Annotated in this window: 14 protein-coding genes and 2 tRNA genes; 5 read left to right on the plus strand and 11 right to left on the minus strand. The window is 42.2% G+C overall.

Going from position 1 to position 21090, the window contains the following annotated elements:
• Positions 1 to 4: 4 nt before the first annotated feature.
• Positions 5 to 1765, minus strand: a complete 1761-nt coding sequence (gene sppA, locus EZV76_RS10990; protein ID WP_136566591.1) for a signal peptide peptidase SppA — start codon at positions 1763 to 1765, stop codon at positions 5 to 7.
• A gap of 71 nt (positions 1766 to 1836) precedes the next feature.
• Here sppA and folK point away from each other — a divergent pair, with 71 nt between their 5' ends.
• A complete protein-coding gene (gene folK, locus EZV76_RS10995) occupies positions 1837 to 2982 on the plus strand; it encodes a 2-amino-4-hydroxy-6-hydroxymethyldihydropteridine diphosphokinase (protein ID WP_136566592.1) in 1146 nt (381 codons plus the stop codon).
• Positions 2983 to 3086: 104 nt separating this feature from the next.
• Here folK and EZV76_RS11000 read toward each other — a convergent pair whose 3' ends face one another.
• Positions 3087 to 3638 (minus strand): RNA methyltransferase, encoded by a 552-nt coding sequence (locus tag EZV76_RS11000; RefSeq protein ID WP_136566593.1) that lies wholly within the window; start codon positions 3636 to 3638, stop codon positions 3087 to 3089.
• 282 nt (positions 3639 to 3920) lie between these two features.
• On the opposite strand from EZV76_RS11000, the gene mutS reads away from it, so the two are divergent.
• The 3 genes from mutS to EZV76_RS11015 all read left to right on the plus strand — a co-directional run bounded on the left by mutS (position 3921) and on the right by EZV76_RS11015 (position 6795).
• The gene (gene mutS, locus EZV76_RS11005; protein ID WP_136566622.1) at positions 3921 to 6524 is read left to right on the plus strand and encodes a DNA mismatch repair protein MutS; all 2604 of its coding nucleotides are present in this window, start codon (positions 3921 to 3923) and stop codon (positions 6522 to 6524) included.
• Between the two features lie 73 nt (positions 6525 to 6597).
• Positions 6598 to 6670 (plus strand) — tRNA-Gly (locus EZV76_RS11010).
• A 40-nt stretch (positions 6671 to 6710) separates the two neighbouring features.
• Positions 6711 to 6795, plus strand: a tRNA-Leu gene (locus EZV76_RS11015).
• A gap of 138 nt (positions 6796 to 6933) precedes the next feature.
• On the opposite strand, the gene EZV76_RS11020 is transcribed toward EZV76_RS11015, so the two are convergent.
• From EZV76_RS11020 to EZV76_RS17065, 6 genes are all read right to left on the minus strand, one after another.
• Positions 6934 to 7371 (minus strand): hypothetical protein, encoded by a 438-nt coding sequence (locus EZV76_RS11020; protein ID WP_136566594.1) that lies wholly within the window; start codon positions 7369 to 7371, stop codon positions 6934 to 6936.
• 232 nt (positions 7372 to 7603) lie between these two features.
• Positions 7604 to 8035, minus strand: coding sequence for a response regulator (locus tag EZV76_RS11025; RefSeq protein WP_136566595.1), 432 nt, complete (start codon positions 8033 to 8035; stop codon positions 7604 to 7606).
• 54 nt (positions 8036 to 8089) lie between these two features.
• The gene (locus tag EZV76_RS11030; protein WP_136566596.1) at positions 8090 to 8503 is read right to left on the minus strand and encodes a DUF7793 family protein; all 414 of its coding nucleotides are present in this window, start codon (positions 8501 to 8503) and stop codon (positions 8090 to 8092) included.
• Positions 8493 to 8912 carry a hypothetical protein gene (locus EZV76_RS11035; RefSeq protein WP_136566597.1) on the minus strand — a complete coding sequence of 140 codons (420 nt, stop codon included), beginning with the start codon at positions 8910 to 8912 and terminating at the stop codon, positions 8493 to 8495. Before EZV76_RS11035 ends, EZV76_RS11030 begins: the two co-directional genes overlap by 11 nt.
• Before the next feature lie 195 nt (positions 8913 to 9107).
• Positions 9108 to 12662 carry a PAS domain S-box protein gene (locus tag EZV76_RS11040; RefSeq protein ID WP_136566598.1) on the minus strand — a complete coding sequence of 1185 codons (3555 nt, stop codon included), beginning with the start codon at positions 12660 to 12662 and terminating at the stop codon, positions 9108 to 9110.
• Positions 12663 to 12972: 310 nt separating this feature from the next.
• Positions 12973 to 13119, minus strand: a complete 147-nt coding sequence (locus tag EZV76_RS17065; protein ID WP_161594408.1) for a hypothetical protein — start codon at positions 13117 to 13119, stop codon at positions 12973 to 12975.
• Positions 13120 to 13308: 189 nt separating this feature from the next.
• Between EZV76_RS17065 and EZV76_RS11045 the strand changes: the two genes are divergently transcribed.
• Positions 13309 to 14562 carry an NRAMP family divalent metal transporter gene (locus tag EZV76_RS11045; RefSeq protein WP_136566599.1) on the plus strand — a complete coding sequence of 418 codons (1254 nt, stop codon included), beginning with the start codon at positions 13309 to 13311 and terminating at the stop codon, positions 14560 to 14562.
• Here EZV76_RS11045 and EZV76_RS11050 read toward each other — a convergent pair.
• The 3 genes from EZV76_RS11050 to EZV76_RS11060 form a co-directional block, all read right to left on the minus strand.
• Positions 14559 to 16511, minus strand: a complete 1953-nt coding sequence (locus EZV76_RS11050; RefSeq protein WP_136566600.1) for an OmpA family protein — start codon at positions 16509 to 16511, stop codon at positions 14559 to 14561. The two genes, EZV76_RS11045 and EZV76_RS11050, sit on opposite strands and share 4 nt — an antisense overlap.
• A 1-nt stretch (position 16512) precedes the next feature.
• Complete coding sequence (locus EZV76_RS11055; RefSeq protein WP_136566601.1) at positions 16513 to 17508, minus strand: PorP/SprF family type IX secretion system membrane protein; 996 nt, start codon at positions 17506 to 17508, stop codon at positions 16513 to 16515.
• 8 nt (positions 17509 to 17516) lie between these two features.
• Positions 17517 to 21090, minus strand: a 3574-nt coding sequence (locus EZV76_RS11060; protein WP_136566602.1) for a Calx-beta domain-containing protein, incomplete at its 5' end; no start/stop codon positions are given.

Here is a 21090-nt window from a genome sequence, read left to right on the forward strand (position 1 = left end):
CCGTTTACTTAATGTTGAGACTGAAAGGCATACGTGCCTGGATTCCCTTTTGTTCGGAAGCTTGTTTAAATTCCTTTAAAATCTGATAGGCATCCGCGCCTATTTCCTGCTTGAGGGCAGATTCGCCCCATTTGGCTTTCATTCCGCCCAAGTCATCCATGAAACGTTCGAAATCAGATTTATATTTGGGGTATTTTCGAATTCCAAAACCCTCCAGCCCGGCCATTTCAGCAGCAGCGGCTATGGCATCATCCAAATCACCAAGTTCATCCACCAAACCAATGGCTTGTGCATCCACTCCGCTCCACACCCTACCCTGGGCCAACGAATCCACCTGGGCCAAACTCATATTTCTCCCTTCGGCCACACGTTGCAAAAAGGTGTTGTAGGTATCCTCTATTCCCTCTTGTACCACATCCCGAAAAGAATCACTCAATGGCTCGAACAGCGAATAGTCCACCGAATTTTTGTTGGTACCCACCTGTTCCGCATTAATACCTATGTTTCCAGCCAACTCATTAATGTTGGGAATGGTCCCAAACACCCCAATAGATCCTGTTATGGTTGTTGGCTCAGCAAAAATCTTATCTCCGGCCACTCCAATGTAATACCCACCTGATGCCGCCACGTTTCCAAAGGAAACCACTACAGGTTTTACCTCCTTGGTCAGCTTTATTTCATGCCAAATGATATCGGAGACCAAAGCACTTCCTCCAGGGGAATCTATCCGCAGGACTATGGCTTTTATGTTACTATTTTCCTTTGCTTTTTGAAGGGCATCCAACATAAGTCCCTGTCCTAAAAAATCCCTTCCACCTTCGCCATATAAAATCTCGCCTTGCGCATAGATTATGGCAACTTTGTCGCTTCCTGTATATATCTTTTCCCTGTTGGCCAAATGTACGTACTCGGCCAACTCCACATAATTGAGTTCCGTATCATCACCTACTCCCATTTTATCACGCACCAGATTTTCATATTCATCAAAATGCAGGTCACCATCAATCAACCCAGATGCGACAGCATATTTTGGTGTTCTACCACCCAAGGTATCAGCAATGATGTTCAAATTTTGTGGGGTTATATTTCTTGATGCAGACACATCGGTTACAATCACATCCCAAATAGAGGTAATCAATTCCTGAATTTGCAAACGGTTTTCCGGGCTCATGGTATTGGACAAAAAGGGTTCCACGGCACTCTTGTACTTGCCATGGCGTATCACCTCCATCTTTATCCCAGTTTTTTCCTGAAAATCCTTAAAGTAGAGCACTTCAGTGAATAGTCCCTTAAAGTCCAGGGCACCCACCGGGTTTAGGTATATTTCATCGGCCACACTGGCCAAATAGTAATCTTTTTGGGTGTAAAAGTCCGAATGGGCCAAAATAAACTTCCCTGAAGATTTAAAATCCAACAGCGCTTCCCGAATCTCCCGGGTCTGAGCCACCCCTGCCTGCAAAAAACTGGTGGTTAAACTTATTCCCTTAATTTTGGAGTCCTCTTTGGCCACCTTAATGGCATGGATAATATCGTCCAATCCCATTTCTTCATCCCAAAGTCCAGCAAAAGGGCTTGTTTCGTCCTTTCCTGTGTAATCCATGATCGGTGTTGTAAATCGCAACTCCAAAATAGAGTCCGCTTTCACCACAACCCCTTCTTCCGCATTGCTTATAAGGGCAATAAAAATGAAAAACATCCCCATCACAATTCCAAACGCCACCAAACACCCCAAAATCGAGGCCAACAAGTTTCTCAAAAAGTTCATCTGCAAAAAATTAAATCCGCCCCCAAATATAACCATTGTTCCATTGTTTTGTTTACTTTGCCCTTTTGATTATGGGTCAATCTCAACTGGTATATCTTTCTTTAGGCAGTAATTTGGGCAATAGGTACGTAACGCTCCAAAAAGCCCTTTTTAGTATCCAAAAAAATGTAGGGGACATTCATGCCGTATCATCGGTTTATGAAAACCCAGCCTTTGGCTTTAAGGGAAACGATTTTCTCAACATCTGTATCTCTGTGGAAACCGAACTTGCTCCCCTAATATTGCTCTCCTCACTGTTGCAGATTGAAAAGGATTTTGGCCGTAATCGTTCTGAAAGTGAGGGGTATTCATCCCGCACCTTGGACATTGACATTATTTATTATGGAAACGAGGTTTTAAATACTGAAGCATTGGTAGTTCCGCACCCCAATATGCAAAACAGAAATTTTGTACTGAAGCCTTTGGCAGACATTGCCCCACAATTATATCATCCTGTGTTCAAAAAGGACACCCGTAACCTTTTGCAGCAGTGCAAGGACCGAAGCAAATTGACAAAGACCGAACACAAGCTTTTCAAAAATCGTTCTGCTCTTTTTTCACAATTGCAATTTATTGCCATAGAAGGAAACATTGGGGCGGGGAAGACCACCCTTTCCAAAATGATTGCCGAAGACTTCAATGCCAAGTTGGTACTGGAACGTTTTGCGGACAACCCTTTTTTACCCAAGTTTTATGAGGATCAATCGCGTTACGCCTTTCCTTTGGAAATGTCCTTTTTGGCAGACCGCTACCAACAATTTACGGATGACACCTCCCAATTTGACCTGTTCAAGAATTTCATGGTCAGCGATTATGATATTTATAAGTCGTTGATATTTGCCAAGATTACCCTGCAAGCAGACGAGTACAATCTATACCGAAAGGTTTTCACCTTTATGTACAAGGAGGTAAAGAAACCGGACATTTACCTATATCTCTATCAAAATACCGAACGTCTTTTGGACAACATTAAGAAAAGAGGTCGAGATTATGAGCAGAACATCGATCCTGGATATTTGGACAAAATAAACCGGGGATATTTGGATTTTATGAAGACACTTCCGCATCAGAACAGTATGATTCTGGATTTGAGCGAGTTGGATTTTGTAAACAATCCAACCGATTATGAAACTATTTTGGAACGGTTGGAAGACAACATTCTCGCACTATCCTTTTAGCAAAATTTTTAGAAAATGTTTGGATATAACGAATGGTTTTATTTTATTAGTCCCCGCTTAAAAAGCAACTAACTAACTCAAACTATATATTTGGCCCTGATTTTTCAGGGCTTTTTTGTTTTATTGAGGCTCATTTTTGACCACAAGTCCCAAACTACCACACCCACACTTACCGAAATGTTCAACGAATGTTTGGTCCCAAACTGCGGAATTTCCAAAACTGTATCGCAAGCCGTGACTACCTCTTGGGAAACACCTTTCACCTCATTTCCAAAAACCAACGCCAAGGTTTCATTGGCGTCGCAAACAAAATCATTGAGCATGGTAGCATTTTCGGCCTGTTCCACGGCAATGGTATGGACACCTATGTCCTTCAGTTCCCCTACCAACTCCAAAGTACTTTTCCGATATTCCCAGGCTACACTTTCGGTTGCCCCAAGTGCAGTTTTACGGATATCCTTGTGTGGAGGGGTGGCCGTAATGCCACATAAATATATTTTTTGGATCCGGAACGCATCGGCTGTACGGAACACCGAACCGATATTGTTCAGGCTTCGGATATTGTCCAACACCAAAATGATCGGTGTTTTTTCCGCTTCCTTAAACGCCTCCACATCCAACCGTCCCAATTCACTGTTTTCCAGTTTCCTGTTCATTTTTTTAACCATTCCGTCCAAAATATCAACAAAAATTTTTGATGGATGATGAAAACGATATATTCGTTCCAACATCCCGTGGTGTAAGGTGTTTTGTTTGACAAAATCCCTAACCAATGGTTTTTTGTCGTCTTGAGCGCAGTCGAAAGGTCAACAAAAAACATCTCGACTGCGCTCGATGTGACAACGAGTTTTATAATCAACTTTACCCAAACAGGGCAAAAATAAAAGAATAATATCGCTTTGGCAGCCAAGAACAAAACAAAGAAGGTTACCCCTTTAATGCAACAGTACAATGCCATCAAGGTAAAACACCCTGATGCCTTATTGCTGTTCCGCGTTGGGGATTTTTACGAGACTTTTGGGGAAGATGCCGTGAAAGCTGCCAAGATCTTGGGCATTATCCTTACCCATAGGAACAATGGCGGCGACAAAACGGAGTTGGCCGGTTTTCCGCACCACTCCCTGAACACTTACCTCCCAAAATTGGTCAAGGCGGGACAACGGGTGGCCATTTGCGACCAGTTGGAAGACCCCAAGCAGACCAAGAGTATTGTAAAGCGAGGGGTAACCGAACTTGTAACCCCAGGGGTGGCCCTTAATGATGATATCCTTTCCGCGAAGAGCAACAACTTCTTGTGCGCCATACATTTTGGCCGAAATAAAATGGGGATTTCCTTCCTGGACATTTCCACTGGGGAGTTTTTAACAGCGGAAGGCTCCATGGAACAAATGGACAAGCTCCTTCAAAATTTTGCTCCCAATGAGGTATTGGTCTCCAAAAGCCACAAAAAAGAGTTTATGGAGGTTTTTGGTAGCCAACTCCATTGTTTTTTTATGGAAGATTGGATTTTCCAAGAAGATTACGCCCATGAGAGCCTGAACAACCATTTTGGCACGCAAACTTTAAAGGGTTTTGGGATTGACCACCTCAATCTAGGAATCATTGCTTCTGGCGCGGTGCTGCACTACCTTTCCGAAACCCAACATAGCCGTCTTCAACACATCAACAGGATTCAACGTATTGCGGAGGAGGAATATGTCTGGATGGACCGGTTTACCATCCGAAATCTGGAATTGTACCATTCACCTCATCAAAATGCGGTGACACTATTGCATATTATAGACCGTACCCTATCTCCCATGGGCGGAAGATTGTTGAAACGTTGGTTGGCCCTTCCGCTTAAAAATATAGATCGTATTCGCGAGCGCCATGAGGTGGTGGCCCATTTGAAAGACAACGAAGAATCCCTCGAAAAAATACAGCACTGGATCAAACCCATGGGCGATTTGGAACGACTCATCTCCAAACTGGCCACGGGAAAAATCAACCCAAAAGAGGTTGTTCAACTAAAAAATTCCTTGGAAGCCTTGGTTCCCATCAAACAGTTGGCCCAAGAAAGTTCCAATACCTCCCTAAAGTCCATCGGGAAGCGATTGGATGCCTGCGAGGCGCTACGCTCCAAAATCAAGGAAGTGCTCAATGAGGAAGCTCCGGTAAACCTTGCCAAAGGCCATACCATTGCCAACGGGTATTCGGAAGAGTTGGATGAGTTGCGAAGCTTGGCTTTTTCCGGCAAAGATTATCTGGACAAAATGTTGGAACGTGAAACTAAGCAAACAGGAATCACTTCGCTGAAAATTGCTTCCAACAACGTTTTTGGTTACTATATTGAAGTCCGAAACACCCATAAAGATAAAGTCCCGGAAAGTTGGATCCGCAAACAGACCTTGGTCAATGCGGAACGTTACATCACGGAAGAGCTCAAAGAATACGAAGCCAAGATTTTAGGCGCCGAAGAACGCATCCTTATTCTGGAACAGCAGTTGTTTGAACAACTCTTGATGTGGATGCAGGAATACATTGCCCCTGTCCAACAAAATGCCCACCTGATTGCCCAATTGGATTGCCTTTGCGGATTTGCCCAACTGGCCAAGGAGAATGACTATATACAGCCTTTTGTTGATGAGTCCACCGAACTTCATATCAAAGAGGGACGGCATCCGGTCATTGAAAAACAATTGCCCTTGGGCGAGAGCTATGTCACCAACGACGTACTCCTGAACCGGGAGGAACAACAGATCATCATGATCACTGGGCCGAACATGAGTGGTAAGTCGGCCATATTGCGACAAACGGCCCTTATTGTACTTTTGGCGCAAATGGGAAGCTTTGTTCCCGCTTCAGAGGCCAAGATTGGTCTTGTGGACAAAATTTTCACCCGTGTGGGGGCCAGTGACAATATTTCCATGGGGGAATCCACTTTTATGGTGGAAATGAATGAGACTGCTTCCATCCTGAACAATTTATCTGAGCGTAGTTTGGTGCTTTTGGATGAGATTGGACGGGGTACGAGCACCTATGACGGTATTTCCATTGCTTGGGCCATATCCGAATACCTCCATGAGCATCCGGCGCGTGCCAAGACCCTTTTTGCCACCCATTACCACGAGCTCAATGAAATGACAGCGACTTTTTCCCGAATCAAAAATTACAATGTATCGGTAAAGGAGTTGAAGGACAATGTGCTTTTCCTTCGGAAATTGGTACCTGGGGGAAGCGAACATAGTTTTGGAATCCATGTGGCCAAGATGGCCGGCATGCCACAACAGGTAATCCAAAAGGCCAATAAAATCCTTAAAAAGCTGGAAAAATCGCATTCCAGTGAGGAAATGACGGACAAACTGCAAAGCCTACAAAATGCCCGCCTACCGGACGGGCAGGAAATGCAGCTGAGTTTCTTTAACCTGGACGACCCTTTGTTGGAGGAAATCAAGGAGGAAATCCTTCATTTGGACATAGATACGCTGACCCCTGTCGAGGCCTTGATGAAATTGAACGAGATCAAAAGACTGTTGGGCAAAAAGAAAAGGGCATCCTCTTAAAAAAATTCTTTTTGTTTTCTAGAAAAACATTAAATTTGCATCCGCACTAAAAAAGTGCAGAGTTCTTTAAAATGCGAAAATAGCTCAGTTGGTAGAGCATCACCTTGCCAAGGTGGAGGTCGCGGGTTCGAATCCCGTTTTTCGCTCTAAAACGCTGCTTGCAGCGTTTTTTTGTTTCAAGTCCAGGCTCGAGTGGTGGAATTGGTAGACACGCCGGACTTAAAATCCTGTGGGCATTATGCCCGTGCGGGTTCAAGTCCCGCCTCGAGTACTCAAAAACCCTTACTAGGTAAGGGTTTTTTTATTGGCAAAAGGGACAGATTACACCTAAACGATTTTGAGGAACAAATACTTCTTCTTAAATCAAAAAAGCCATAGTTAGTATCGTTCCCTAAATGGTTCCAAGTAATTAGTAGGCAAGTTGCATTTTCTTTTTTAATCTATTTTTCGGGTTTCCAGTATCTGAAAACGCTCTTTTGTATTCTACAAGGGCCATCACCATTAAGTGCTCACTTATATTTTGCAAATCATTTACCATATATGACTTGGTCACGCTATATGATGCATATTCCCCCTTTTCAAACATCAAAAGCGATACTCCTCCAAGAGAAGATCTGGAAATGATGGAACCTCCTGATAAACAAACTAATTTAAAATTGTTCTTTAGCACCTTAAAGGGTATTCGCTCACGAGGCTCTAGAATGATGATACCCAGCTTAATATGGTCATTTTGAAATATATTGTACGCCTTAAAACTTTCATCAATGTGGATACAATCCAGTTCAGAAAGCATGCTTTGGCTCCAATAATCAAAGTTGCCGTCACTATTGAGTTTTACGCATTTCATATCGAAAGAGTTATCGTCATTGTTTTCCTTTCCTTTTAAGTATGGTCCAAAACACACATACAGTAACTAAAATGTACACAGGGATGAGTATCAGGTCAAATCTTATGATTTTACCCTTTATGCTGCTATCCAAGTTATTGATATCCATTTCCCAGAATAGAAATAAGGACCACATAAGGATTACCAAACCAAATAGAAAAAAATCAATAATCTTCATAATTCCAATTTGTTCTCAATTATTATGAAATACTGTTCTATTTGATTCAGAAACGATTTGTCGCAACATTTCGCCGGTCAATGGTTTACTGATAAAACCACTGCAAGCCGTATGACATTCTGCATCAATCATATCTTTCATACTTGTTGATGAGGACAACATGTAAATTTTGGTGCTATTTAATTTAGTATCCTTCAAATCACTAAATGCGTCCAAGAACTCAAGACCATTCATATCGGGCATATTGGCATCCAAGAATATAAAATCTGGAACGAACAAAAACTCTGACATTGATCGTCCTTCCAAAGAACCTAAGTAAGAAATAGCGTTTTCAGCTCTTATAAATGTTATTATCTCAGCATCGCTTACTTCTTTTTCTATACATCTTTCATGGATGAGCAAATCAATTTCGCTATCATCAATAAGCATAAAATTCAATTTCATCATTCTTCTTTTTAATTATACTTTTTGACAATCTTCATTCTTAATTTTCTTTTCATCTTAATTTTTATAGGACAGGCTGTATTCTTTTGCTATGGATACGTTTTCAAAAATGGCGTAAGGAATTTTGGTTTTATAAATCCTCTTGTATGCTTGCACCAAAAGTTTTACCGATAGTGAATTCACTACGTAGGCTTCGGAGATTACAAATGACATATTTTCAAAGTTTTTGGAGAGTAAATGGGCAGCCGTATTTAAAAAAGTCCCTTTGACACCCCTTAAATCAATAAGCAGTGGCCTAGGAGTACCCTTTGACAATTCGGTTATTGCATCCAGATATAATTGTGCCGTTCTATCATCCAACTTATTATCGACATCTAAACTCCCTAGTTTGACATATAGGATACCATCATCCTGAATCCAGAAAAAGTCATGTTCATTAATCTTGATTCTTTCCATAATTCTATCTCTCATTTATCAAATTGATTTTTCCGAACCTTTGACCTTCGTGAAAAATCTCCTTTTCGGCATTCACATAGATCGTATTCCAAAATGCATTTCCGTTAACTACACAGAAAAAGCCCAATACCATTTTAACAAAGAAAGATTTCACCAAGAAAATACGCGGAGGCACCTTAATGCCAAAGGGAGAACATGGGGATAAAATACCAAATAGCTGAAAGGCTTTTAAGCGACCAACTTCTGTTAAGTTGATAAGTAATGGAAGATACTCTCCATTGGAAAGAGCCTTTATATTCTCCTTAAAGATTTCCAAGGTACTCCCTTCCAAGACCATGCAATCAAAATTCTTGTGGATCAAACAATGGATGGTATCAGAATCCACCCAAAATTCCATTCCTTCTATTTTTCCCTTGTCTTCCAAGACATTAAATTTTCCAAATAGAAGTCAAGTGATGTGCCAAAACCTTAACTTAAGCAAAAAATAAAATATATATGTTTGATTTTCAGAACTTTACTTGTAAAAATTGTAAAGAGATAGATTTTAGGAGGCCACGGTATACCGTCACTATCGAGAAGGCGAATATGTCTATCCACGGAATACCGTGGACAGTTTCCATTATTTTTTAATTCCCAATTTTGACATTTTGTCTCTTAGCGTACTAGGTTTTAGCTCTAGTAGGGCAGATGCACTATGTGGTCCTGAAATCTTCCAATTACATTGCTCCAACACGCTGATTATATGATTCTTTTGGACGGCGTCCAACGACAAATTCTGAATTCTTATTGGCACCTTTGATTTTTGCACTTCGGACTCGAACCCGGGAATCACCAAAGTCTCACCATTGGACAAGATTACCGCTCTCTCAATCAAGTTTTCCAGTTCCCTGATATTTCCAGGCCAATCATAGGCTTTAAGTTTCTCCATAGCCTCATCTGAAATGTATCTAATATTTTTTGAATAGTCTTTGTTAAACTTATCCACAAAATGCTCTACCAATAAAGGAATGTCTTCTTTGCGGTTTCGTAAAGGAGGTACTTCAATGGGAAAAACATTTAGCCTAAAGAAAAGATCTTCCCTAAATCTTTTCTTTTCAATTTCCTCTTTTAAATCCCTATTGGTCGCGGCAATCACCCTAACATCCAGTTTTTTTATGCCGGTACCACCTACCACTTCTATTTCTCCTTCCTGTAAAAATCTTAAGATTTTTGGTTGCATATCCAACGGCAGTTCCCCTATTTCATCCAAGAACAAGGTTCCTCCATCCGCTAGTTCAAATTTTCCAATCTTATCGTTGATTGCACCGGTAAATGAGCCCTTCTTATGTCCAAACAGTTCACTCTCCATCAATTCCCTTGGAATGGCCGAACAATTTACTTTAATAAGGGGTTTTGTATTCCTTAGGCTGATATTATGGATGGCTCTTGCCAGCAACTCCTTTCCTGTGCCCGATTCACCCAACAATAAAACCGTTGCATTGGTTGTCGCAACCTTCTCTATTTCTGAAAGCACATTACTGAATTCAACGCTCCCATAAACCATTTCTTCAAAATTGAATACAAGGTCCAACTCATTCCGAAGATAGATGTTCTCCAATTCCAACTGGTCCCTTAATTCATTTAGTTCGGTATTTGCTTTGGCTAGATCTTTATTGGATTGAATAAGCTTATTTTCTGCTATTTTTCTTTCACTGCTTTCTACCATTAAAGAGACTATATTGGCAATTGAAGTTGCAAATTCTTGCTCGTCCGCTGTCCAACTTCTATTAGCTTTCCCAACATGCTCAAAGCAAATTATCCCGTAATATCCATTTGTACTGTTGATGAATACATCCATTAAAGATTTTATATGGTTCGGAATCAAATAATCTTCTGCAAACCTTTTTGTTTTGGCGTTCCGTTGGGCATCTTCTATGAGTATAGTCTGTTCTTTTTCCAGTGCTTCAAAATACTCGGGGTTATTCAACCTATTAAGCACCACGCCTTTTGAATGATTATTTACACTAAGTTCATATAGGTTTTCACAAGATATTTCAGTACGTCCTATATTGAACTTCCAAATACTGACCCTCTCAACTCTTAGCACTTCGGAAGATAGTTGGGTTATTTTGTTTAATGAATCTGTAAACTCTTTGCCTACCAAACCGGCCAACTCAAGAATCACTTCTTTTTTCTTTGTTGACAGTAGAGCATTTTGCTCTAAAACCTTTTTGGCCTTGACTTCTTCCGAAATATCCTTCATAGTGCCGTATAGAGCAATAACTTCCCCTTTGTCATTGGTTATATTACCGGTCAAGAAAGTGGCCAAAAATATTTCTCCGTTTTTTCTGATGAATTCAAATTGAAAAGTTGGTGCTTCTCCAGCAGCCACTCGTTCATTTGTTTTTGTTATTTCCTCAAAATCTTCTGGTTTGGCAAAAGGATAGGGCAAGTTCATCCCTATAAGTTCATTTTCTGAATATCCTAAAATCTTACAGGTAGATTCATTGACCATGATAATCTTACCCGTAAGATCAACAATAATCAGTCCCTCTTGCATGGACATAATCAGTTTGTCAGTAAACTCTTTGGCCAACTTTAGATCTAATTCTGCCTTTTTCCTTTCCGTTGTATCTATTATGGTTCCAAAATAGGCCATGATTTCCCCATTGGGGTTTTTGATACTGGAAATCATTACATCAACATTAAACCGACTACCATCCTTTCGCATGTACACCGTCTCAAAATTGTCCAATTCAGCGCCCTTGGCAATTTCGGCATGTCTGGAATTAGATTCCTCTTCAATTTCGGGTGGAGAAAACGGGTAAGGACATTGTTGACCCAACAACTCCTCCTCCGAAAATCCAGACATTTCACAAAAAGAAGGGTTCACCCTGACTATTTCCGTTTCCATATCGAACACCACCAAACCCTCTCGCATAGATTCTATTAATCCATCGGAATATTCTTTGGCAGACTTTAGTTCAAGTTCAGCCCTTTTTTGTTCGCTGATATCATGGATTATTCCTATTAAAAACATTTCACCTTCTTCACTGACAAATCTTGTTTTCTTGGTGGAAATGATTCTGGTCTGCCCTCCCCTTACGGTTAAGGTTTCTTCATTGACATTTTCTATTCCAGATGCAATAACCTCCTTGTCTATTCTTAAAAAACTTTCCCTTTCTTCAGTTGCCACATCTTCAGCAAGTGTCTTACCTATAATATTCTCCCTTTGAAGATCAAACATTGCACAAAAAGCATCATTGACCAATAGCAACCTACTTTGACTGTCCTTTACGAATATGGGATCACCAATATTATTTATAATATTGTCCAGGTATTCCTTGCTCTTAAACAAAAGCTCTTCGGCATTTTTTGTTTCCGTTATGTTCGAAATAAAAATGGTAAGCCCTTCTTTTGATGGGTAAAACCTATTTTCAAACCATTTATCAAAGGGTTCGTAATACTCTTGGGATTCCTGTTTCTCTTGACTCCTGAAGGCCTTCATGGACGTTTCTCGGAAAGACGCGCCCAAGATATCCGGAAACTCTTTCCAAATGTTCTTTCCGATCAAGCTACTTGGTTTTTTTCCGATTATGGTTGCGGCATTCCCATTTATATAGGTACAGTTCCAGTCGGTGTCCAACGAAATAATCCCGTCGCTTATGTTGTTTAGGGTAAAATCCAACTGGGATACAAGTTCGTTTTCCACCGTAAAATCATGACGTTTTCTCTTGTAGCTCAGCATAGAGAAAAGATCCTTATTTTTAGAATCATTCAAGGTGGTTTGCTTGCCTATTTCGTTGATGTCCTGAAGTAACCCCAAATGAGCTATTATCTTACCTTTCATATCCAGAATGCTCGAAGAAAATATGGAAACAGGAAAACGGCTACCGTTCTTGCGCATGTGTATAGATTCAAACTCTCCGTTTAACCCCTCCTTCAGAGTCTTTTGAAAGCCATTTGTAAAATCTTTTTGAAGTTCGTCCGGCCAAAAAGGAAATGGTGCTTCTGCCCCCAATAATTCTTCCTTGTCAAAACCTGTCAGCGTACAGAATGCTGAATTGATTATTAATATTTTTCCCTTAGTATCGGTAATAAGCAACCCGTCCTGAATGGATTCCACGAAAACATCGGAGAATCCAAGGTCGTTTTTTAGCTCATGCACTATACCTTTTTCCTTGTTTGACACCACAAAATACTAATAGTTGGTCAGTTACCCCCTTATATCCTAAGATTGAATAATTTAAGTTTTTTTTACCAAATCGCAATGGCGATTGCAATTTTTGATATGGCAAAACAACAAACTTCTTTTATAGCTGGCCACAAGAAGATGGACACATGGTTTACATTACCATTACTACTCTGTTAGGTTAAATGGACTTTCTCAAAACAATTCCAATAAATGGAAAAGAAGCTAACTCCTACCCCTTTTAATAAATACAAAATTTGAATTTTATTGACCTCCATGATCTCAATTACGTTAATCGTTTTAGTTGCATTTGCTACTTCAGCATCATACGTAATGGCATCCAATTGAGTTTGACAACCTCCATAAATAGAGGAATAAGTACCACAGTTCCTAAGACTCCTGCAGAAATATTTTCGTTCTGCACCACTTCATTCTCATCCACAATTAGTTTAAGGCCCATGTCCACAAAGCGTAGACCTTTTGTAATAAATACTTCCTGTCCTGGGCTTTACAACAACTCCAATCGGGCATCCTCTACAGTAGAAAAAAGAAGTTCGATAAATCTCAACAAAAACATTATTCCTACATGGATGGGGTGTTTTAAAGAAAACCAAATTGTAGTACATTAGACCAACGCACATTATAACACATGACACAACTGAAAATGCTTCTAAAAGCCCTTGGGCCTGGGCTATTGTTTGCCAGTATGGCTATAGGAACTTCGCATTTGGTGCTATCTACCAAAGCCGGGGCCCAATATGGATGGATTATGATCATCCCTATTTTGTTGGCCAATATTTTAAAATATCCCTTTTTTGAGTTTGGCATCCGGTATACCACTGTTACCGAAAAAAGTCTGGTGGAAGGGTACTTAAACCTGGGAAAATCATATTTATGGGTGTATGCGTTTATCACCCTGATTTCAACCTTCACCGTTTTGGCCGCCCTCTATGTGGTTACGGCCGGGCTGTTCATGAACCTTTTTAAGATTACCAGTATGGGTGCTGGGGCTATTTCTTTGTGTCTTTTTGTATTTATCAGTCTTCTTTTGATCATTGGCAAATACCGGTTTCTGGAAAACTCATTAAAAGCGGTTATCTCCATATTGTTTGTGGCATTATTGGTCACCACCGCCCTAGTATTGGAAAAGGGACCTGTTCCCGGTTCTGAATCTTACATCCGTCCAGAGATATTCAACGAAGCCGGGATTCTTTTTTTAATCGGGTTAATGGGATGGATGCCCACAGCCGTTGAAGCTTCGGGATGGGTAAGCCTTTGGGGTATGGAAAACCTAAAAACCATGAAAGAGAAGCCTTCATTGAAATTAGCATTACAGGAATTCAATCTCGGTTATTTTTTAACGGCACTTTTAGCCGTATTCTTTTTGATTATTGGATGGTTAACCCTCTATGGCACGGGAACCGAACTTAGCGGAAGTGCCGTGGTGTTTGCCGATCAAGTAGTTAGCCTGTTCACAATTCACATAGGAAACTGGGCCTATCTTTTTATTGCCGTAGCGGCTTTTGCCACCATGTTCAGTACTTGTATGACCGCACATGATGCCATTTCTAGAGTAAGTCTTGATGTACTTGAAAAACTGTATCCTAAAAAAGCCATGTTAAAGAGTAAAAATGCCTTTGCGTTTATGGTATTGTGCATGGCCGTCATCAACTGGATGGTCATAACCCTTTTCGGTGCCAACATGGGAAATTTGGTTGCCTTGGCCACTTTTGTGTCCTTTGTATTGGCTCCATTATTGGGCTGGATGAACCTAAAGGCCGTTATGGGAAAAGATATACCTGAACCCTTCAAACCAAAGATTGGATTACAGGCACTTACCTATTCCGGTATCATCTTTCTTTCGCTTTTTGCCCTATACTATTGTTGGATGGTATTGGTCTAGTAATCAAAGAGGACATTATCGTTTAGGACCACAATCAATGATCTTTGGTTCTGCTGATGCAACATTTCCAGACAGAATACCCCATTGGTGCAGTTATTAAGAATTTTATCTTCCCCATAACCAATGGAATATAAAATAGTGGCTTGTGGCACACCTTGCTGGATTAAATATCTCTTAATGGCATCTGATCGGGCCTGGGTCAATCTAAAGTTGGTGGAACTGCCTCCCCTACTGTCAGTATACGTTTCTATACGCAATTGCGCAGAAGGAAAATTCTTTGCAAAAGCTACCACCTTGTCCAGCTCCGCTTCTATTTCGGCAGTTAACTTGACATCGTTTTTATCAAAGAAAAACTTCTTGAGCTTTACCACTTTCTGCCCTTCTTTTTCTTCCACTAAATCATCATACAAAGCAATTCCGATATCGTATGTTGTATTTTCAAGCTTTTGCAATTCCTCTTCAGTAAATTGTTTTGAAAACACAGAATACCGCTCTTTGGTCGATTCCAACACCACTTCCTCCTTCCAAGGGATTTCCAATCTATAGTTACCTTCTTCGTCCGAATAGGTTTCCGCCAATAGTTCGCCATCGGTATCCATGAGTCTAATCACGGCTTTGTCCACAGTACCGGAGCCAGCAACAGACTTCACAACTTTTCCTTTAAAGGTCAAGGTCTTTAAACCCGGTTTTTCATCTACTTTAAATCCATATAAATCGTCCTTGCCTTTTCCTCCAGGCCTATTGGAGGCAAAATATCCCAGCAGTCCCTCACCTTCATTCCGCATGATCAGTCCAAAATCGTCATCGGGCGAATTAATACCTTTCCCTAAATTAATGGGAATCCCAAATCCATCACCTTCCATATTGGATTTATAAATATCCATCCCGCCAAGACCATAAAATACATCGGAAGCAAAGTAAAAACTGTTCTCAAATACAAAAGGCGCTATTTCGTTGCCAGGGGAATTTACCCTTGGTCCCAAATTTATGGGTGCTGACATGATCTGCCCGTTGTTGGTGTAAACAAAGTACAGGTCTGTACCACCATACCCTCCGTCAAAATTGGCTGAGAAATACAGCTTACCGCTTGCTCCATCATAAAAAGGATAGTAAAATGAAGTACTCAGGTCTTTGAGTAGCAGTTGAAACGAACCTCCTATTGCTTGTTTACCAATGGCCAGGGCATTTTTCCCATTGGTATCAAAGGCCAAGTTGCCATTTTCGGTATTGGACAGGACATACAGAATGCTGCTCAACTCTTCCGAATAAAAGGGCGTTGCTTTGTGATAATCCGAATCGGTCACCTCTCTAAAAGGTTGTACACTGGAAATCTGACCGTCTGCACCCAGCTGGGATTGGTATATATTGAAATATCCTTCATTACCCGGTGCATAAGTGTTTCTTTTGGTCTGCACGCGTCCGCTCGAGAACAAAAGCTGGTTTTTGTAGAAAGCTGGAGCAAAATCTGTCTGAGGACTGTTTCCCATCAAATTGAAAATCCGATAGTCCATCCCGGGTTCGGCAGCATCGTTTTGCAATAATTGTACATTGAACTCCATGTTTTCCAACAGTTCTTTTTGAAAACGGGACGACATGGTAGTCATAAAAGCGGTTCTTCGTTCCTTATTGGCCGTTTTGGAAAGACTCTGCAACATTTTGTTCAAATGATGCCCGCCCATTAGTGTATCCTTTTTGAAAAGTTCCAGATAAGCCTCGGATGCCTTTTCAAATTTATTGGTCTGAAAATAGGAGTCGGCCAGGTTCAAAAACTGTTGTTCGGTTAACGTCCCCGAAGCCATTTCGGCCTCATAGGCATAGATAGCCTTTTGATATTCGTACTGAAAAAAGAGGTCGTCCCCTTTGGATTTTTTCTTTCCTTGGGCATAGCAGAAAACCATACCCAGAAAGGAAACCAACAGTACGGGAATTATTTTTTTTGCTACATCCATATTAGAAAAATCTTGGGGAATCTATCTGCTTGCCCTTATTCTTTATGTTCTTTCCTTTGTTCTTGTCTTTTGAACCACCAGACCCGAAACCGCCCCTTCCAATATAAAACTTAAGAATGGCCTCGTGTGATCCTCCACTATACTCTCCAAGACCATTGGTATTGTAATCATAGGAGTAGCCAATAAACATGGCATTGGATATCTGAAATCCGGCCAACCCACTCACCGCATTGTCAAAACGGTATGAAGCGCCAATGGTAAGTGCATCTATAAATTGAAAATTTGCCGAAAGGTTAACGTTCACAGGAGAACCTTTAAGATAATTCAATAAAAAAGCAGGCTTAAACTTGGTTCGGTCTCCCAATTGAAAAACATACCCCCCAATGGCATTAAACTGCATATTGTCTTCCACAATGGTGGCTACTTCATCGTTGTACAGCCCATTGGTGAGGAAGTTTGGAGCTGAAACTCCCAAATACCAATCCTCTTCATGGTACATAAAAAGTCCCGCACCTATGGTGGGGTAGAAACTGTTATAGTTTTCGCCAAGAATGGAGGGGTCTGATCCATTCTGAAACGAACCTTTTGAATAATCTATGTCCAACATGGAACCTCCTGCATTGATTCCAAAGGATAATTTGGTGTCGTCAGAAAGGTTGATTTGGTAGGAATAGGCGGCCTCAATATAGGTTTGGTTGGATGGTCCAAGCTCATCATTGACCACATTGAGTCCAAGACCCATTTTTTCATTGGAAAGAGGCACATTTACCCCAAACCGAATGGTTGTGGGCGCACCAGGGATGTCAACCCACTGAGCTCTATACAATCCTATGATCTCTGGGCTTTCCACCGTACCTACATAAGCTGGGTTAAAACTTCCTATGTTGTACATGTATTGGGTGTACTGGGGTTCTTTTTGGGCAAAGGATCTACCCAAGCCTACAAAAACCACAAAGAGTAATACTGTCAACGTTCGTAAACCAATGTTCTCTGGCATCTTTGTCTTTATCTTATGATCTGAATCCACCCTTTTATTACCTCGGTCCCATCTCCTTGAAGGTCCAATATATAGAAATAGGTTCCTTTGGGCAAATCGCCATTCTTACCGGTTCCATCCCAAGAACTATCATATCCATCCATGGCAAATACACTGTTCCCGTAGCGATCAAAAACTTCTAGGGTATTATTTGCAAATTGCTGATGTCCAACCAATATTAATCTATCGTTTCGCCCATCATTGTTGGGTGAAAATATGTTGCAAAGTGTTCCAGGGTCTGTACACTGATCTCTATTCACATTCACACTTACTGTAGCTGTATTGTTAACCACTTCATCATCCACAGGGAAAGAAGAAGTCAACACCACAGTATTTTGTATTGTTCCCGGTGTGGTTACCCTAACGTCAATCTCCAATGTAGCCGTTTCCACGTTGGATGCCAAATCAGGTATGGTCCATTCCCCTGTTTCCGGAACATATGTACCGATGGAAGCACTGTGACTTAAATATTCAAAGCCAGTATCCAGCAAATCGGTCACCACAATGTCGAGTATTCTATCCATCGTAGTGTTTTCCAAGGTTATGGTAAACGTAATGACATCATCTAAAAGTGGCTCATCGTTATCGACTTCTTTGGTCAAAGCCAAGTCTATATCGGCATTGGCAAAACAATCCTCCACGGTAATGGTTACTTGAACCGAACCATCATCACAAGTAGACGCATTTCCAGTAGTAGTATACTCAAACACATAATCTCCAATGGGTTGGTCAGCAAAATCTACAGTATTTCCAGCTCCTATGGCCACACCACCGTTGGAAGGATCTGTGATCAATGCCCAAGTTCCTGGATCGGCACCCGTCAAGGTATCATCCAAATCGATTACATTAGGACCATCTTCACTGACGGCATTACAGGCCACCATATCAGTAGGTGTTCCTGTTGAAGGAGCATCGGTTACCACCGCCACCACTTCTATTCGTTCCGTAGTACATCCGTTGGCGGTAGCCTCTACATAAAAAGAGGTTGTTGCAGAAATGGAAGGCGTAATAAAGACGCCTCCAGTTCCCAAAGCAGTCCCTCCAGTAGGCACATCGAACCAACTTAGCACACCACTGTCCGAACTGGCAGTCAATGTCAATGTTCCCTCGCCACAACGTTCATCCCCCGTTGGATCGCTGATAATCGGAATTGGGAAATTGGTAAGCGTTATGGTTACTAGTGGACTGGCACAAGCATTCACTTCATCATAAAAAAATCCAAAATACTGCGCAGCACTACGTACCACACTACTATTGCGATGAGCTTCCGTATCATTGGGGTCGGGGTTGGTACTCCATGTGAGTTCACTACCCACTGGGGCAATATTGGTCACATAATCGTTTAGGTCTATTTCAAAATCGCCACAAAAAACTGTTGGTAGCGAAGTATCCCTTATCGGGGCCACTCCTCCTGCATTACATACCGTGGTATCCTTATCTGAAGTGTCTTCTGCCGCCACTCCTGTACCATTGGCGTTGCTAAGGGTTACGCTTAGGGTAACCAAACCATCTGCCAGCCCGCTTAAATCTATATTGTTGACATTCTCCGTAATGAAATCAATAGGTCCAGAACCTGTAACGGGTGTTCCACCGCCATCACTGGTGAACGTATAATTGTATGTAGCCCCTACTTCTGCATTGGCAAACGTAAAGCCAATGGCCGATTGATTATCAAAATTGATGATACTTTGATCAATAGTTACCGTATACCCTGAAGGAACCGCTGTATATTTTGTAGCTGTATCCGTTGTTGGAGGTCCTTCCGTGCCCAGAAGATTACTCACTACCACTGAAAGGGTAATCACGCCATCGGGCAAACCGCTTACGTCTATATTGGATACGGTTTGATCTACAAAACTAAGGGCACCACCTCCCGTTACGGTAGCTACACCTCCATCCCCACTACTACTCAACGTATAGTCGTATGTGGTTAAAAACGTAGGGGCATTGGAAAACGTAAAACTAATCGCACCTTGATTGGTAATATTGATGGGGTCATCATTGATGGTTACCGTATAGCCATCCGGCGGGGTATCGTCTTCACTTTCAACAGTAACTGTAGCGCTGTTGGGAGCACCAATTGAATAGCCCGCTCCTGCCGCCAAGGTAACGATTACCGTTTCGTCCTCTTCGATTTCCGCATCATCTACGGGAGTTACTGTTATCGTTGCGATTTGTTGTCCGTTGGCCACATTTGCAGTTCCTGAAAGTGCTGCGTAATCTGCTGTAGGAGTTGCTGTTCCCGTAACAGTATAGTTTACTGGTATAGGGGAACCGGTATTGTTTACACTGCCAATATTCACCTGAAAAGTCCCTGTACTTGCTGGGCTTTCGGTTGCAAGATTGTCTGTTGCCGTTATGGTGGCCACGGCGGCATCGTCATTAAGAATGGTTCCTATTGCAGGAGAACCTGTCACAGTGACACCATTGGTTGGTATGCCCAAGGTCACTCTAAAGGTTTCATCTCCTTCAATAATGGTTTCATTGTTTATGGCCACAGTGATGTCTTGGGTCTCAGAAGCATTACCAGCAAAGAGCAAATTACCTCCTGTATTGTCATAGTCAATTCCACTACCTGTGGCAGTAAGGTTGGTAAAGGCATAAGCCACTTGTGTACCCCCAGCCACCGCATTGTCCAAAGTTACCGTGAAGACCATATTGCCTCCGACAACATTTTCTGGAACACTTTCGTTGGTTATGGTCAAAGTAGCAGAATCATCATTGGTGATCGTCCCAGCTCCCGTGCCGTCCGTCAACGTCGCGTTGACAGGGTTGCTCAGCACCACAGTGAAGCCCTCCGTGGGCTCGACCGTGGTGTCACCGTTCACGACAACCGTGATCGTGGTGCTCGGCGTACCGGCCGTGATCTGGCCCGACCCAGCGTTCAACACATAATCCCCGTCGGCAGTCGTCGCCGTTCCGTCAACCGTGGTGTAATCAAAATCTATCGTCGATGCGGCATTGCCGCCACCGTCCACACTGACGGTAAAAATAAAGTTCGTCGTGGCGCCATCGCCCTCCGCCAATGTAACATCGGATATACTGATGGGGTCCGGGGCAACGTCGTCACTGGTTATCGTGACCGTGTCGCTGGCCGGTGTACCGACCGTATAGCCCGCTCCCGCCGAAAGCGTCACAATCACCGTCTCGGCAGCCTCAACATCAAGGTCATCGACAGGGGTAAGCGTTATCGTGGCGCTGCTCGCCAGGTTGGGGATGCTCACCGTGCCCGAGAGCGCAGCGTAGTCATCGCCCGAGGTGGCCGTACCGCCCACGGTATACCCCACTAGCAACGGGGAACCGCTGTTGTTGGCAACGTCCAGGCTAACGGTATAGGTCCCGGTGGTCGGGCCTGCCTCAGTCGCAGTATTGTCGGTCGCCAATATCGTCGCAACGGGGTCCGGGGCAACGTCATCGTTGGTGATCGTCCCAGCTCCCGTGCCGTCCGTCAACGTCGCGTTGACAGGGTTGCTCAGCACCACAGTGAAGCCCTCCGTGGGCTCGACCGTGGTGTCACCGTTCACGACAACCGTTATCGTGGTG

The organism is Flagellimonas alvinocaridis, assembly GCF_004916895.1.
In the GTDB taxonomy this organism is placed as follows: Bacteria; Bacteroidota; Bacteroidia; order Flavobacteriales; family Flavobacteriaceae; genus Flagellimonas; species Flagellimonas alvinocaridis.

Coding starts and splice junctions, on each gene's coding strand:
- sppA (WP_136566591.1), bottom strand. CDS start 1,765: ATGAACTTTTTGAGAAACTTGTTGGCCTCGATTTTGGGGTGTTTGGTG.
- folK (WP_136566592.1), top strand. CDS start 1,837: ATGGGTCAATCTCAACTGGTATATCTTTCTTTAGGCAGTAATTTGGGC.
- EZV76_RS11000 (WP_136566593.1), bottom strand. CDS start 3,638: ATGAACAGGAAACTGGAAAACAGTGAATTGGGACGGTTGGATGTGGAG.
- mutS (WP_136566622.1), top strand. CDS start 3,921: ATGCAACAGTACAATGCCATCAAGGTAAAACACCCTGATGCCTTATTG.
- EZV76_RS11020 (WP_136566594.1), bottom strand. CDS start 7,371: ATGAAATGCGTAAAACTCAATAGTGACGGCAACTTTGATTATTGGAGC.
- EZV76_RS11025 (WP_136566595.1), bottom strand. CDS start 8,035: ATGATGAAATTGAATTTTATGCTTATTGATGATAGCGAAATTGATTTG.
- EZV76_RS11030 (WP_136566596.1), bottom strand. CDS start 8,503: ATGAGAGATAGAATTATGGAAAGAATCAAGATTAATGAACATGACTTT.
- EZV76_RS17065 (WP_161594408.1), bottom strand. CDS start 13,119: ATGGGCCTTAAACTAATTGTGGATGAGAATGAAGTGGTGCAGAACGAA.
- EZV76_RS11045 (WP_136566599.1), top strand. CDS start 13,309: ATGACACAACTGAAAATGCTTCTAAAAGCCCTTGGGCCTGGGCTATTG.
- EZV76_RS11050 (WP_136566600.1), bottom strand. CDS start 16,511: ATGGATGTAGCAAAAAAAATAATTCCCGTACTGTTGGTTTCCTTTCTG.
- EZV76_RS11055 (WP_136566601.1), bottom strand. CDS start 17,508: ATGCCAGAGAACATTGGTTTACGAACGTTGACAGTATTACTCTTTGTG.